Raw genomic sequence first — 14,173 nt, forward strand, 5'->3', positions numbered from 1 at the left:
CGTTGGGAGAGTAATCCACAAGTGGAATGGTTCGAGGGTTCCACTTGTGGAGTACAGCTGTCAATACTTTCTATGACGTCCTTGATCTTCGAATCGACCGCCGCCGACACTGTCGACCAAGATCAACAAGGCGGAGGTATCACTGATGATCACTCGACGTACTCTGCTGGGAGCCGCAGCGGCGGCCACGGTCGCCGGCGCGACGCTCGCCACCACCGAGACCGCGGCCGCCGGGATCGGAACGCCGGGCACCTGCGCGCTGGGCGGCTTCGTCAAGGCCGACTTCGCGACCAACCGCGGCGGGGTCTCGCAGCCGAAGCCGCTGGAGGACCTGATCGGTCGCCGGCTGGAGATCAACCACAGCTTCCAGCACTGGGTGAACCCGGTGGTGCCGTCGTCGGTGGACGACGACATCGCCGCCGGCCGGACGTCCATGATCTCCTGGGGTGCCGGGCCGCAGACGGTCCTGGAGGCGACCGCCCGCGGGGACAACGACGCGTTCATCAAGGCCCAGGCGAAGGCACTGCGGGACAAGCGACAGCCGATCTTCCTGCGCTACAGCTGGGAGATGGATCTCGAACAGCGCGGCTACACGCCGTCGACGTTCGTCGATGCCTGGCAGCGCACGTACGGACTGTTCCAGGAGGTCAGCGCCGAGAACGTGACGTTCACCTGGTGCCCGACCTGGCTCGGCTTCCGGACCGGACTGGCCGAGGAGTTCTATCCCGGCCCCGAGTACGTGCACTGGATCGCCGCCGACGGGTACGCCCGCGACGCCGACGACTACCGGTCGATGGGGTTCATGTTTCCCGAGTTCCACGCGTTCGGCACCCAGGAGGGCAAGCCGATGATGATCGGCGAGACCGGTGTCGCGGAGGATCCGGACGACCCGGGCAACCAGGCCCGCTGGCTGCGCCAGTCGGCGATCGACCTGAAGACGACGTTCACCGGGGTCCGGGCCGTCTGCTTCTTCGACACGCCCGACGCCAACCACACCAACGACTGGCAGATCGAAGGCAACCCGCAGACCGAGGCGGCCTTCCTCGAACTGGCCGCGGATCCGTACTTTCAGACCTGATCACAACCGACCAGCTCGGTCCGTTCCTGCTCCGGTACGGTCTCGCCGGCGATCAGCCGGACCAGCAGCCGCACGGCGCGGGCGCCGATCCGTTCCTGAGGAATGGTGAACCCGGGCCAGGCCCGCGCCCGGCGGATGGGCCGCACCGGCTGCCCGAGCAGCGCGAGGACGAGATCGCCGGCCTCGTCCATGATCGGATCGAGGTCGAGTTCGGGATTGATCACCGCGGCGGTCAGCGTGCCGCCGGCCCGGCGCAGATCGGGCAGACCGGCCAGCCGGACCGGCCGCAGCCCGGAGTCGATCATGGTCCGGTGGTAGCCGTCCCACCGGTCCGCCGCCGGTTGATCATCGACCGGCCCGAGGAACGCGATCTCGGTGTGGCCGTCGTCGAGCAACCGCCGGACCACCTGACCGGTCGCCGCGGCGTAGTCCGCTCCGACGTACGGGATCCGCAGACCCGCGTCGTCGCGCTTGCCGACGAACACCAACGGATAGTCGATCGACTGCAGGCGGCGCAGCTCCGACCGGTCGGACGACCGGCCGAGCAGCAGGCAGCCGTCGGCGGCCCCGAGCCGCTGCCAGTTCGGCCGGACCAGCCGGCGCGGCCCGGCGACCCGGCTGACGCTGGTGAAGTGCAGCACGTCCAGTCCGAGCCGGCCGGCCGCCTCCTCGATCCCGGTGAGGAACGGCCGGTAGAAGTCGTCCGGCGCGGACGGGAACGCCGGTTCGTAGCAGAACACGCCCACCGTCTCGGGCCGCCGTTCGCGGCCGCCGTACGGCCGGTAGCCCGCGATCGCCGCGGCCTGCAGGACCCGGGCTCGGGTCACCGCGCTGATGGGCAGCCCGGTGACCGTACGGCCGCTGAGGACGATCGACACGGTGCTCTGGCTGACCCGCGCCAGCCGGGCGACGTCGGCCTGGGTGGGGCGCCGGGGCATGCCACCATCATCCCGGACCTTGTACCGCTGCTATATCGTGCTGAATCGGACTGAGATCGGGGACGAGCGTTAGGGCGAGATGATCAAGGTAGGGGTCTTCGGGGCGCGGGGCCGGATGGGCGCCGAAGTGGTGCGTGCGGTCGAGGCCGCCGACGGTCTGGAACTGGTCGCCGGCATCGATGTCGGCGACGACCGGTCCGCGGTCGAGGGCGCCGAGGTGATCGTCGACTTCACGCACCCGGACGCGGTGATGGACAACCTGGCCTGGTGCGTCGAGCACGGCATCCACGCCGTCGTCGGCACCACCGGCTTCACCGACGACCGGCTGGCCACGCTGCGCGAGCAGCTGGCCGCGAGGCCCGAGGTCGGCATCGTGGTGGCCGCGAACTTCTCGGTCGGCGCGATCCTGATGATGCACTTCGCCCAGCAGGCCGCGGCGTTCTACGAGAGCGTCGAGGTGATCGAGTTGCACCACCCGAACAAGGCCGACGCCCCGTCCGGTACGGCCAGCACGACGGCCCGCAAGATCGCGGAGGCGCGGGCCGCGGCCGGACTCGACGCGCCGCCGGATGCGACCGTGCAGGAGGTGCCCGGGGCCCGCGGCGCCCAGGTCGACGGGATCCGGGTGCACGGCGTGCGGCTGCGCGGGCTGGTCGCCCACCAGGAGGTCCTGTTCGGGGCCGAGGGGGAGACGCTGACGATCCGGCACGATTCGCTGGACCGGGTCTCGTTCATGCCGGGCGTGGTGGCCGCCGTCCGGGCCGTACCCTCACGGCCGGGTCTGACCATCGGCATCGAATCGATCCTGGGTCTCGGCGGATGACGATCCCGCCGATGACGATCCAGCCGCCGCCGCCCAAGCCGCGGCGGCGGGGCCGGCCGCTGACCGTGCTGATCATCGCCCTGATCGTGCTGATCTGCCTGGTGGTGGCCGCGGACCGGATCGGCGAGCGGGTCGCCGAGGACCAGGTCGGGGCCCGGCTGCAGGAGAAGATCGGCACCCCCGAGCGGCCGGAGGTCGAGGTCGCCCAGGTCCCGTTCCTGACCCAGCTGATCGCCCAGCGCTTCGGCCGGGTGAATCTGACCGCCGAGCAGATCCCGGTGTCCGGCGCCAGCGCGTCCGGCACCCTGGACCGGCTCGACCTGGCCCTGGAGGACGTACGGATCGGCGACCGGCAGCTGACCGCCGGCACGGTGAACGGCACCGCCTTCGCCGACTACGCCTCGCTCAGCTCGCTCGGCGGCGCCGAGATCCGGTACGTGCCCGAGGGCCGGATCACGATCGACTTCACCGCCCCGGTCGGCGGTCAGACCGTGTCCGGCACACTGACCGGCCGGCCGGTGATCGAGTCCGGCCGGTTGTCGCTGATCGACCCGCAGCTCAAGGTCGGCGGGGTGGACCTGCCGCAGACCCTGGTGGACGTCCTGCTCAGTTCGCTGCTGCGTTCGTTCACGCTGCCTCAGCTGCCGTTCGACCTCACCCTGACCGCGGTCACCGCGAGGGAGTCGGGGCTCGAGTTCGGGCTGGCCGGACGGGACATCAGCATCGCGCGCTGACCCCGCCCCGGCGCCGGGTCGCGGCGAACGCCAGCAGGTCGAGCGCGGTCTCGGTCTGCTCCCAGCCCAGGCAGGCGTCGGTGACGCTCTGGCCGAACACCAGGCCGGCCCGGCCCGCGTCGGTCAGCGTCTGCCGGCCCGGCACCAGGAAGCTCTCGATCATGACCCCGGAGATCGGGTCGCCGGCCGCGATCTGGCCGGCCAGCTCGGTGATCACCTCGGCCTGCCGGACATGGTCCTTGCCGCTGTTGGCGTGGCTCGCGTCGACGACGACCTTGCCCGGTAGCCCGGCCTCGGTGAGGCGCGCGGCGGCTGCGGAGAGGGAGGCGGAGTCGTAGTTCGGCCCGGTCCGGCCGCCGCGCAGGATGACGTGGCCGTACTCATTGCCGGTGGTCGAAACCACGCAGGTCCGGCCGGAGTCGTCGACGCCGAAGAAGACCTGGCTCTGCGCCGCTGCCCGTACCCCGTCGACGGCGACGCCGACATCGCCGTCGGTGCCGTTCTTGAAGCCGATCGGCATCGACAGGCCCGAGGCGAGCTGCCGGTGCACCTGGCTCTCCGTGGTCCGGGCCCCGATCGCGCCCCAGCTGATCGCGTCCGCGATGTAGTGCGGGCTGATCGGCTCCAGGAACTCGCAGCCGACCGGAAGCCCGAGCGCGGTGATGTCGCGCAGCACGCCACGGGCCAGCTCGAGCCCCTCGGCCACCCGATGGGTGCCGTCCAGGTGTGGGTCGTTGATCAGGCCCTTCCAGCCGGCGACCGTACGCGGCTTCTCGAAGTAGACCCGCATCACGATCAGCAGCCGGTCGGCGTGCCGCTCGGCCTCGGCGACCAGCCGGCGGGCGTACTCCAACGCGGCGTCGGGATCGTGCACCGAACACGGCCCGACGACGACCAGCAGCCGGTCGTCGTCGCCGCGCAGCACGGCCTCGACCTCCCGCCGGCTGGTCGTGACGAGGCCCTCGGTCTCGGTGCTGAGCGGCAGCCGTTCGCGCAGCTCGGCGGGTGTCGGCAGGGGTTCGAAGCCACGGATCCGGAGATCGTGGGTCTTGATCATGACAGTCCCTTCGGAGTCCGACGGGCTGGTGAGGTCTCCGCTTGGCCAACCCGTCCTGGAATGACGAAAGGCAGAGACATCGGTCTCTGCCTTGTTGGCTCTGGAGGTCTCGCGGCGTGCGTACTAAGCGGCGGGCTCCTCCAGAGCCAACCCAAAATACGCCTGCCAACGGAAACTCACGGCGCCGATGATAGCGCATACGCTGAACCCGTGGCGAGCTGTGACCGTACCGACCGGGCGTGGATCGACGAGGCCGTGCGCCGGGTCGAGGCCGACGCGAACCGAAGCGCGGACACCCATCTGCACGTGTTCCCGCTGCCGGACCAGGTCGGCGATCTCCAGCTCTACCTGAAGGACGAGTCGGTGCACCCGACCGGCAGCCTGAAGCACCGGCTGGCCCGGTCCCTGTTCCTGTATGCGCTCTGCAACGGCTGGATCGGCCGGGACACCACGGTGATCGAGGCCTCCAGCGGCTCCACCGCGGTCAGCGAGGCCTACTTCGCGCGGCTGCTCGGGCTGCCCTTCGTCGCGGTGATGCCGCGCCGCACCAGCGCCGCCAAGATCGCCCTGATCGAGTGGTACGGGGGTCGCTGCCACTTCGTCGACCGGCCGCCGGAGATGTACGCCGAAGCGGCCCGGCTGGCCGCGGAGTGCGGTGGTCACTACCTTGATCAATTCACCTACGCGGAGCGGGCCACCGACTGGCGCGGCAACAACAACATCGCCGAGTCGATCTTCGAGCAGCTGGCCGCCGAGCCGCACCCGATCCCGGCCTGGATCGTGGTCAGCGCCGGCACCGGCGGCACCTCCGCGACGATCGGCCGGTACGTCCGCTACCGGCGCCACCCGACCAAGATCATGGTCGGCGACCCGGAGAACTCGGCCTTCCTGGACGGCTGGCAACTGGACACCTCCGACTACATGACCGGGATGCCGTCCCGGATCGAGGGGATCGGCCGGCCGCGGGTCGAACCGTCCTTCGTCGGCGGCGTGATCGACGACATGGTCCGGGTTCCCGACGCCGCCTCCATCGCGGCGATGCGCTGGACCTCGGACCGGCTCGGCCGCAAGGTCGGCGGGTCGACCGGCACCAACGTCTGGACCGCCCTCGGCGTGATCGCCCGGATGCGGGCGCAGGGCGCGACCGGCAGCGTGGTCACGCTGCTCTGCGACGGCGGCGAACGCTACGCCGGCACCTACTACGACGACGCCTGGGTCGCTGATCAAGGTCTCGACCTGACCGAGCCGGCCGCCCGGCTGGCCAAGTTCGAGGCGACCGGCGAGTTCGATCCCGAGCTGTCCTGATCAAGCCCCGTCACGGTCCCACCTGATCACCGGCCGGTGACCTCCCGGCGGTCGAGGACGCCGTGCGGCGGTTGCGGCCGGGGTGGCCGGCTAGCTCGTAGTGATCATGAAGATCGCGCACCGGCCGGCGGCCTGCTCGAAGTCGTCCGGTGTCGGTCCCGGCGTGACGCCGGCCTGGACGAAGAAGTCCACTCCGTGCGGCACCGCGGTCGGAAACGCCCGCAGCACGGCCCGCTGCTCGGAAGGCTCGATCACCTCGGTGAGGGTCACCCGCTCGGCCCGGCGGCCGCGGGACAGCAGCCCCCAGCCGGCGGCCCGGGCGTTCTTGGCCCAGTCGCTGCCGGGCAGGCCGGCGATGACGTACCGGTGGCCTTCGACGGTGAGCGGGGAGACCGGCGTTGCGCGGAGCTTGCCGGACCTGCGACCGGGCACGGCGATCACCCGCATCGTGCCGAGCGAGAGGCCGAGCCGGTTCAGACCCTTGATCAACGGGTTGGCGATCTTGAGGTAGCCGGGCAGCCGATACGTCGTCGTGGTCATCGTGAACTTCCTCCGGGGAGATTGTTTCGAGATTCGAAATAATATGCTTCGGCTAGGATAGTTCGAGTGTCGAAGCAATCAAGCTCCCGGGCCGAACTGATCGAAACCATCCAGTACGAGGTCGCCGAGTTCCAGCACCTGACCGACACCTACGACGACGCGGCCGCGGCGCTGTTCGGGGTCAACCGGACCGACCTGCGACTGATCGGGCTGCTGTCACTGCGCGGGCCGCTGTCGGCCGGCGAGCTGGCCGAGCAGGCGGCCCTCAGCCCGGCCGCGACGACCACCGCGATCCAGCGCATCGTCGACGCCGGTCACGCCACCCGCGAGCCGGCCACCGAGGACCGCCGGCGGGCCGTGATCACCCTGACGGCGCGGGCCGTACGGCTGACCGAGAAGGTCTACACGACGATCGCGGAGGCAGGGCGATCCCAGCTGGAGGGCTACACCGAGCGGGAACTGGGCACCATCCACGACTTCCTGAGCCGGGGCAACGTGCTGCTGGAGGAATCGGCCCGGTCGCTGCGCCGCTCGACCCGGCCGCGCCGGGTCACCAACCGGCCATGATCAGGTACGGCGGTGCGTGCAGATGATCAAGCCGGTCCGGCAGGATCCAGTGCAGGTTCGACACGGCCACGATCTGGGCACAGCTGCGGACCAGCTCCGGGTCGTACCCGGTGATCGCGCAGAGCCGGTCCACCCGACGGCGCAACGAGCGGTCGGGATCCCCGGTCGCCGCCGCTGCCGACCAACGGTTGCGCAGCATGGGGACCGGTTCCCAGGCGCCGACGCCGATCGTCGGGAACGGATCGATGCCGACCCAGCCAGGATCGTCGCCCGGCAAGGTGTGCAGGACGTTGGCGAAATGAAGATCGTTGTGCAGCAGGGTCTGTGGCGTCGTCGCAAGATGATCACGCAACTCGGCGATGCGTCGACGGGCACGGTCGAGTTGGTCGGCAGGCACCGGTCCGCCGTCGGCCAGACCGTCCTCGATCCGGACCAGCTCCTCGGCCACCGTGCTGGGGCCGGCCACCGGTGGAGTGCCCGCGATGCCGACCAGGATCCGGCCGATGATGTCGATCGCTTCGTCGACATCCGGATGATCTTCCAGCGAGCGCGTCGGATCCAGCCGGGGGAGGAGGACGACCCGATCCGCGGCCGACACGGCGAGCGGCGTGATCATCCTCGGCTCGCCGGAACGGTGATCGTGCCGAGACCAGGCGCTGAGTGCGGCGGCCTCGCCCTCGATCCAGCTGACCGGCGGGGTGATCTTGAGGACCGCTCTCCGGCCCGCCCCGTCGACCACCGGCCAGGCCGGCGACGTCCAGCCGTACATCGCCGGGCCGTCCGGGCGAACCGCCCACTGCTCGGCGTACCGTCCCGCAAGAGCGCGCAGCTCCGGAAGCCAGTCGGCAGAACCTGGCATGGAAGCGACCTGCAACCGGTAGGGCGCCGGGATCTCCCAGGGCGGCTGGCCGAGGTCGGCCTCAGATCCGGTCACCGCGTCACTGTAGCGTCGGGCTCGTGAACAACGAGATCGCCGATTCGGTACGGCTGGCGCTGCCCGGCGAGGCCGCCGCCATCGCCCAGATCCAACGCCGCGTCTGGCTTGATCAACTCGGGCCGGAACGGGCCCAGCCGATGCTCGACGCGATCAGCCAGGAACAGGCCACCGAGGCCTGGCACACCGCGATCGCCCGGCCCCCGCAGGCCCGCTACCGGGTCCTCGTCGCCGTCGAGTCCGACCGGCTGACCGGCTTCGCCACCACCCGGCCTAGCGACGACCCGGACGCCGACGTGGCCGGCGACGGGCTGATCGACGAATTCGCCGTGGATCCCGCGGCCCGGAGCCGCGGTCACGGCTCACGGATGCTGAACGCCGCCGTCGACACGCTGCGCGCCGACGGGTTCACCCGAGCCACCCTCTGGATCCTGACCACCCAGGACGACTTCCGGCGCTTCCTGACCGCCGCCGGCTGGGCCCCGGACGGCGGCCACCGGGAGATCGGCACCGACGACGAGGAGGTCCGGATCAAGCAGATCCGGCTGCACGCCGCCATCGCCGAGGAGTGATCCGGGCGGCTCAGGAATTGCTCAAGATTGCCACTTGTGCGATCTCAAGAGACCTGGCAAGATCCTCATCACGAGTCCGCGGTTACCTGAACCCCCGAGCAGGTAACCGCGGACTCACCCCAAAACCCCCTGCTCGCCGCTGGTGCGGCTTCGCGTAGGGGGTTCGTTGTTTTATGCGGGGGCCGAGCCCCCGCGGCCCCGCGATTGGTGGTTGGGTTTGCGACCCGGGGGCGCTCGCTTCGCTTCGCTCGGTTCGGCTCAGCTTCGCTCGGCTCGTTCCGCTCGGCTCGGCTCGGTTCGGTTTGCTCGGCTCGGCTCGGTTCGCGCGGCGTGGCGCGGCTTCGCTTCGCTCGCCGCCAGTCCGCCTCGCCTCGCTCACTCTCGTGGTCGCCGCCTCGCCGGCCTCGCCCCGCTCTGTCGCGCTCCGCCGTCCGCCCAACCTTGCCCGCCCCGCTCTGCTTCGCCCCGCTCTGCTTCGCCTCGCGCCGCTTCGCCTCGCGCCGCCGGTCTCGATCCCTGCCTGCCCGCTTCGGCCGCGGCCTCGCGCTGTCGCCTCGCCCGCTCAGCTGGCCGGCACCCTTGCCCGGGCTCATTCCCACATCGCGGGCTGCGTCTCTCGCGTGCCTGCACCCGTGCCGCTTCACCCTTTCGCGAGCCTGCCTCGGTCTGGCTCGCTCCGCCTCTCTCGTTGCCCGGTCGCCCTCGTTGCCCGATCCCCCTCTTCGCCTCCTGGGCCCACACTCACCGGACCACGCCTGGCCCAGCTCGCGCCGCCGCCTCGTCCCACTCAGCTGGCCGGTACTCGTCGCCCGGGCCTATTCCCGCAGCGATCGCCGCCCCTCTCGCGGTCTGCCGCCCGTGCCTCCTCCTTTCGCGAGCCGCCCGCCTCGGTCTGGCTCTCTCGTTGCCCCGGTCGCCATCGTCGCCCGGTCGCCCTCCTCGCCCGCGGCCCTGACTCGCCAGACCACGCCTGGCCCAGCCGACGGCGGCGCGCGGGCTGTGGGTCGCCCGCCTCGGTCCCTTGCGCATCCCGCCGGTCCAGCAGTGCGGTGGGTCCCGCTGGTTCGGCGGGCGCTCCGCTTCTTGTAACGTTCGTCCTTGTGGCAGCCTCAAGTTTGCAGACACCGCCGAAGTTGAAGTCGGGAAATCTGCGCGTCATCCCGCTCGGCGGCCTCGGCGACGTCGGACGGAACATGGCCGTGATCGAGTACGGCGGCCAGCTGTTGCTGATCGACTGCGGAGTGCTGTTTCCCGAAGACGATCATCCCGGCGTCGACCTGATCCTGCCCGGGTTGGACGCGATCGCCGACCGGCTCGACGACATCGCCGGGCTGGTGCTCACCCATGGGCACGAAGATCACATCGGGGCGGTTCCGTACCTCCTCAAACAGCGGCCGGACATTCCGCTGATCGGGTCGAAGCTGACCCTCGCCTTGGTCCAGGAGAAGATCAGGGAGCACCGGATCCGGGGCACCCGTCCGCGTGAGGTGACCGACAACAGCACGTTCACCGCGGGACCCTTCGAGCTCGAGTTCATCGCGGTCAACCACTCGATTCCGGACGCCCTCGCGGTCGCCGTACGGACTCCGGCCGGACTCGTGCTGCACACCGGCGACTTCAAGATGGACCAGCTGCCGCTGGACGGCCGGCTGACCGACCTGCGGGCGTTCGCCCGGCTCGGTGAGGAGGGCGTCGACCTCCTCATGATCGACTCGACGAACGCCGAGGTGCCGGGTTTCACGACGCCGGAGAAGGACATCAACCCGGCACTGCAGCGGGTGTTCAGCACCAGCAAGCAGCGGGTCATCGTCGCCTGCTTCGCCTCCCACGTGCACCGGGTCCAGCAGGTGATGGACGCCGCCGTGCTGCACGGCCGCAAGGTGGTGTACGTCGGCCGGTCGATGCTCCGCAACATGGGCGTGGCCCGCGACCTCGGCTATCTCAAGGTGCCGGACAACACCTTGATCGAACTCCGCGACATCGACAACTACCGGCCGGACCAGGTCGTGATCATCTCCACCGGGTCGCAGGGCGAGCCGCTGTCCGCGCTGGCCCGGATGGCCAACAAGGAGCACCCGGTGATCAGCCTGAAAGCGGGCGACACCGTGGTGCTGGCGAGCTCCCTGGTGCCCGGTAACGAGAACGCGGTCTACCGCGTGATCAACGGGCTGAGTCGGCTCGGCGCCCAGGTGGTGCACCGCGGCAACGCGCTGGTGCACGTGTCCGGGCACGCGTCGGCCGGGGAACTGCTCTACTGCTACAACATCATCAAGCCGAAGAACGTGATGCCGGTGCACGGCGAGATCCGGCACCTGATCGCCAACGGTGACCTGGCCATCGCGACCGGGGTGCCGTCCGAGCGGACGATCATCGCCGAGGACGGCGCTGTGGTCGACCTGGTCAAGGGCGTCGCGCGGGTGACCGGCAAGATCGACGCCGGGTACATCTTCGTCGACGGCTCCACCGTCGGCGACATCAGCGAGGACGCCCTGACCGATCGCCGGATCCTCGGCGAGGAAGGGTTCATCTCGGTGATCGCGGTCGTCAACACCCATGCGCAGAAGATCGTCACCGGCCCGGACATCCATGCCCGCGGCTTCGTCGAGGACGAGAGCGTCTTCGAGGAGGTACGGCCGCTGATCGTCACCGCGCTCGAGGACGCGCTGCGCGACGGCGTCGACGACGTGCACCGACTGCAGCAGGTGATGCGACGCCAGCTCGGCAAGTGGGTGAGCGACACCCATCGTCGCCGGCCCATGATCATTCCGCTGATCATCCCGGCCTGACCATGATCACGCAGGGCCGGCTGCTGCTCACCGGCGGCGCCGGCGTGGTGGCGCAACTGCTCCGTCCGCTGCTCCGGGACCGGGCCGAGGTCGTCCTTGCCGATCTCCGGCAGCCGCCGACCCCGCCGGTCGCGGGGGAGACGTTCCTGCCCGGCGACCTGCGCGATGCCGGGTACGTGGACAAGATCACCGAGGACGTCGGAGCGATCGTGCACCTCGGCGGCCTGGCCAGTCCAGCCTCCGCTCCGGCGGACCTCTACGACGTCAACGTCGGCGGCACCGCGGCGCTGCTCGAGGCCGCCCGCCGCCGCGGCATCCCTCGCCTGGTGATCGCCAGTTCGGTGCACGCCTGCGGCGGCTACAACACGACGGCCGACTGGCCGGTCCACCCGTCCTGGCCGGTCCGGCCCTGTTGTCCGTACGGCGCGAGCAAAGGGGCCATGGAGGTGCTGGGCCGGCTGTACGCGGACGAGGTCGCCGACGCCCACGTCGTCTGCCTGCGGTTCGCCCTGGTCGGCCATCCGCTGACCTGGCGGCCCGATGAACGGGCCTATCTCGCCGACGACGATCTGCGTACGCTGATCACCGCGTCGTTGCAGACGGATCGCCGCTACGGTTGCTACTTCGGCGCCTCCGACTGCCCGAACCCGCGCTACGACGTCGGCCCCGGCAGCGAGCTCGGCTGGCAGCCGCGGGTGCGGATCTCCGGCGACGGGCTGCCCGGCGGCACGCCGCCGCCGTACCGGTGCCGGCTCTGGCCCGTCGACCCGGACGCCTGACCATGATCAACGGGCCGGACCTGATGGCGCGCTGGGCGAGCGGACCCTGGCGGGCGGAGGTCGAGGCCTGGATCGGTGACCGGCTCGACGCGGCCGGCCTGGTGGTGACCGGACCTGTGGAGCAGGCACGGCTGCGGCCCTGGTCGGTGCACCTCACCGTGCCGACGAGCGGCGGACGCTACTGGTTCAAGGAGAACTGCCCGCCGCTCCGGTTCGAGGCCGGTCTCGTGCAGCAGCTGGCGCGCCTGGTGCCCGGACGGGTGCTCGTCCCGCTGGCCGTCCAGCTCGATCGCGGTTGGCTGCTGAGCCCGGACGGCGGGCCCACTCTTGATCAACTCGGGGCGACGGTCGAGACGTACCGCCGGGTCATGATCGAGTACGGCGAGCTCCAGCGCGCCGTGGCGGCGCACCGGGACGAGCTGGCCCCGACCGGACTGTCGGTTCTGCCGGTGCCCGAGGCCGCGGACCGCTTCGAAGCGCAACTGGCCGAACTGGCCCGGCTGCCCGCCGATCATCCGTCCCGGATCGGTCCGGACGTGCTCGCCGCGGTCCGCCGGAACCGGTCGGTGATCACCGAGGCCGCACGACGGCTCGCCGAGACTCCGTTGCCGGATTCCCTGCAGCACAACGACCTCCAGCCCACCAACACGTGCGCCCCATCCGGCGGCGGCGTCCGCTTCCTCGACTTCGGCGATGCGATCTGGAGCCATCCCTTCTGCGTCCTCGACGTGGCGATCCACCGGATCGCACAGGCCTGGGACTGCCCGCGGGACGACCCGCGGATCCGCCGGGTCGTCGACGGCTACCTCGAGGGCTGGACCCACCTGGCCGAGGAGGGGGAATTGCGCGACCTGATCGGGCCGGCCCTGATCATCGCCCGGCTGCACCGGTACAACTCCTGGCACCGGCTGATCCCGTACGCGCCGGACGACGAGCTGCGCCGGCACGCCGGCTATCCCGAGTCCCTGGCCGGTGCGGTGCGCGCATCATGATCAAGGTCCCGGACCGGTTGGCCGAGCTGATCCGTCGTGACGTCGACGGTGCCGCCGCGTGGATCGCCGGCTTCCCCGAGCTGGCCCGCGGCCACCTGGACCGCTGGTCCTGCGTGCCCGAGGGTGACGTACGGGCCGGTGGGGTGGCCGTGGTGATCCCGGTCCGCTCTCCGTACGGCCCGGCGGTGATCAAGATCTCCCCGCCGCACCCGGGCAACCTGGACGAGCACCGGGCTCTCAGACTGTGGAACGGCGAGGGCGCCGTCCGGTTGTACGACTGCTCCCCGGACGGCCTGGTGCTGCTGCTGGAACGGGTCGAGGACCGCCGGCTCGACGTCGGAGTGGACGAGGCGATCATGATCGGCGGCGAGCTGTCGGCACGGCTGGCCGTGCCGGCGCCGGCCGGTATGAGACGGCTCGCCGACACCACAGCGGAGTGGGAGCACCAGCTGCACGATGATCGCCGGGCGGCCGGGGTGACGCTGCCGGCGCGAGTGGTCGGCGCCGCCGTCGAGACCGTACGTGATCTTGGTCGGGACAGGACGACCACGATGTTGCACGGTGATCTGCACGAGGGGAACATCCTGCACTCCGAACGCGGCTGGTTGGTGATCGATCCCAAGGGGATGGCCGGCCCGGCTGCCTACGACGCCTTGACGATGTGTGTCTACCGGCTCCCGGCCAGTGATCATCTCGCCGAGCTCCGGCGCCGGATCATGATCTTCAGCGAGGCCGCCGGCGTGGACCCGGACCTGTCTCGCCGCTGCTTTCAGGCCCGAGCCGTGACCGGCCTGCTCTGGGATCTGGCCCGCGGGGACGTACCGAGGACCGACAACGACGAGCTTCGGCTCCTGGTCTCCGATGGCCTGCTCGAGGTGAGTCCTCGATGATCATGTCCGAGCTGGGCGTCGCTGCGCCGACAGGTGCCCGCCCGGATGTCAGTACCCTCGGCCAGGATGGCCGGATGACAGTCCTTCTCGTAGGTGACAGCAACCTCGCTCGCCTGTACAACGATCTCCCCGATCTGGTTCCGCAGGCATTCGGCGCCGACGTCGAGTGTCGAGCCGC

The 14,173-nt window shown here is 70.5% G+C and carries 14 protein-coding genes; 10 read left to right on the plus strand and 4 right to left on the minus strand.

Going from position 1 to position 14,173, the window contains the following annotated elements; genetic code table 11:
- Positions 1–145 precede the first annotated feature (145 nt).
- Complete coding sequence (locus tag AC6CCG_RS07525) at positions 146–1,078, plus strand: glycoside hydrolase family 26 protein (RefSeq protein WP_496653866.1); 933 nt, start codon at positions 146–148, stop codon at positions 1,076–1,078.
- Here AC6CCG_RS07525 and AC6CCG_RS07530 read toward each other — a convergent pair.
- Positions 1,069–2,016 carry a LacI family DNA-binding transcriptional regulator gene (locus AC6CCG_RS07530; protein ID WP_496653867.1) on the minus strand — a complete coding sequence of 316 codons (948 nt, stop codon included), beginning with the start codon at positions 2,014–2,016 and terminating at the stop codon, positions 1,069–1,071. The genes AC6CCG_RS07525 and AC6CCG_RS07530 overlap by 10 nt on opposite strands.
- 79 nt (positions 2,017–2,095) lie before the next feature.
- Here AC6CCG_RS07530 and dapB point away from each other — a divergent pair, with 79 nt between their 5' ends.
- The gene (gene dapB, locus AC6CCG_RS07535; protein WP_496653868.1) at positions 2,096–2,839 is read left to right on the plus strand and encodes a 4-hydroxy-tetrahydrodipicolinate reductase; all 744 of its coding nucleotides are present in this window, start codon (positions 2,096–2,098) and stop codon (positions 2,837–2,839) included.
- Between the two features lie 11 nt (positions 2,840–2,850).
- Positions 2,851–3,573: an LmeA family phospholipid-binding protein gene (locus tag AC6CCG_RS07540; RefSeq protein ID WP_496653869.1), complete on the plus strand. Its 723-nt coding sequence runs from the start codon at positions 2,851–2,853 to the stop codon at positions 3,571–3,573.
- Here AC6CCG_RS07540 and AC6CCG_RS07545 read toward each other — a convergent pair.
- The gene (locus tag AC6CCG_RS07545) at positions 3,557–4,630 is read right to left on the minus strand and encodes a 3-deoxy-7-phosphoheptulonate synthase (RefSeq protein WP_496653870.1); all 1,074 of its coding nucleotides are present in this window, start codon (positions 4,628–4,630) and stop codon (positions 3,557–3,559) included. The two genes, AC6CCG_RS07540 and AC6CCG_RS07545, sit on opposite strands and share 17 nt — an antisense overlap.
- Before the next feature lie 210 nt (positions 4,631–4,840).
- Here AC6CCG_RS07545 and cds1 point away from each other — a divergent pair, with 210 nt between their 5' ends.
- Complete coding sequence (cds1, locus tag AC6CCG_RS07550) at positions 4,841–5,935, plus strand: L-cysteine desulfhydrase Cds1 (RefSeq protein WP_496653871.1); 1,095 nt, start codon at positions 4,841–4,843, stop codon at positions 5,933–5,935.
- Positions 5,936–6,025: 90 nt separating this feature from the next.
- Here the strand turns inward: cds1 and AC6CCG_RS07555 are convergent, their stop codons facing one another.
- Entirely contained in the window at positions 6,026–6,475 is a 450-nt protein-coding gene (locus AC6CCG_RS07555; protein ID WP_496653872.1) for a deazaflavin-dependent nitroreductase, read from the minus strand.
- A gap of 66 nt (positions 6,476–6,541) precedes the next feature.
- Here AC6CCG_RS07555 and AC6CCG_RS07560 point away from each other — a divergent pair, with 66 nt between their 5' ends.
- Complete coding sequence (locus AC6CCG_RS07560) at positions 6,542–7,042, plus strand: MarR family winged helix-turn-helix transcriptional regulator (protein WP_496653873.1); 501 nt, start codon at positions 6,542–6,544, stop codon at positions 7,040–7,042.
- Here the strand turns inward: AC6CCG_RS07560 and AC6CCG_RS07565 are convergent.
- Positions 7,026–7,976, minus strand: coding sequence for an aminoglycoside phosphotransferase family protein (locus AC6CCG_RS07565; RefSeq protein ID WP_496653874.1), 951 nt, complete (start codon positions 7,974–7,976; stop codon positions 7,026–7,028). The genes AC6CCG_RS07560 and AC6CCG_RS07565 overlap by 17 nt on opposite strands.
- A 23-nt stretch (positions 7,977–7,999) precedes the next feature.
- Here AC6CCG_RS07565 and AC6CCG_RS07570 point away from each other — a divergent pair, with 23 nt between their 5' ends.
- The 5 genes from AC6CCG_RS07570 (at position 8,000) to AC6CCG_RS07590 (ending at position 13,995) form a co-directional block, all read left to right on the plus strand.
- Positions 8,000–8,548, plus strand: coding sequence for a GNAT family N-acetyltransferase (locus tag AC6CCG_RS07570; protein ID WP_496653875.1), 549 nt, complete (start codon positions 8,000–8,002; stop codon positions 8,546–8,548).
- Between the two features lie 1,100 nt (positions 8,549–9,648).
- Positions 9,649–11,334 (plus strand): ribonuclease J, encoded by a 1,686-nt coding sequence (locus AC6CCG_RS07575; RefSeq protein WP_496653876.1) that lies wholly within the window; start codon positions 9,649–9,651, stop codon positions 11,332–11,334.
- Positions 11,274–12,113 carry an NAD-dependent epimerase/dehydratase family protein gene (locus tag AC6CCG_RS07580; protein ID WP_496653877.1) on the plus strand — a complete coding sequence of 280 codons (840 nt, stop codon included), beginning with the start codon at positions 11,274–11,276 and terminating at the stop codon, positions 12,111–12,113. The genes AC6CCG_RS07575 and AC6CCG_RS07580 overlap by 61 nt, the downstream gene beginning before the upstream one ends.
- 2 nt (positions 12,114–12,115) lie before the next feature.
- Positions 12,116–13,105 (plus strand): phosphotransferase family protein, encoded by a 990-nt coding sequence (locus tag AC6CCG_RS07585; protein WP_496653878.1) that lies wholly within the window; start codon positions 12,116–12,118, stop codon positions 13,103–13,105.
- A complete protein-coding gene (locus AC6CCG_RS07590; RefSeq protein ID WP_496653879.1) occupies positions 13,102–13,995 on the plus strand; it encodes an aminoglycoside phosphotransferase family protein in 894 nt (297 codons plus the stop codon). The genes AC6CCG_RS07585 and AC6CCG_RS07590 overlap by 4 nt, the downstream gene beginning before the upstream one ends.
- Positions 13,996–14,173 lie beyond the last annotated feature (178 nt).

It is taken from the genome of Microlunatus sp. YIM B11417, from assembly GCF_059617205.1.

Coding starts and splice junctions, on each gene's coding strand:
- AC6CCG_RS07525 (WP_496653866.1), top strand. CDS start 146: ATGATCACTCGACGTACTCTGCTGGGAGCCGCAGCGGCGGCCACGGTC.
- AC6CCG_RS07530 (WP_496653867.1), bottom strand. CDS start 2,016: ATGCCCCGGCGCCCCACCCAGGCCGACGTCGCCCGGCTGGCGCGGGTC.
- dapB (WP_496653868.1), top strand. CDS start 2,096: ATGATCAAGGTAGGGGTCTTCGGGGCGCGGGGCCGGATGGGCGCCGAA.
- AC6CCG_RS07540 (WP_496653869.1), top strand. CDS start 2,851: ATGACGATCCAGCCGCCGCCGCCCAAGCCGCGGCGGCGGGGCCGGCCG.
- AC6CCG_RS07545 (WP_496653870.1), bottom strand. CDS start 4,630: ATGATCAAGACCCACGATCTCCGGATCCGTGGCTTCGAACCCCTGCCG.
- AC6CCG_RS07555 (WP_496653872.1), bottom strand. CDS start 6,475: ATGACCACGACGACGTATCGGCTGCCCGGCTACCTCAAGATCGCCAAC.
- AC6CCG_RS07585 (WP_496653878.1), top strand. CDS start 12,116: ATGATCAACGGGCCGGACCTGATGGCGCGCTGGGCGAGCGGACCCTGG.
- AC6CCG_RS07590 (WP_496653879.1), top strand. CDS start 13,102: ATGATCAAGGTCCCGGACCGGTTGGCCGAGCTGATCCGTCGTGACGTC.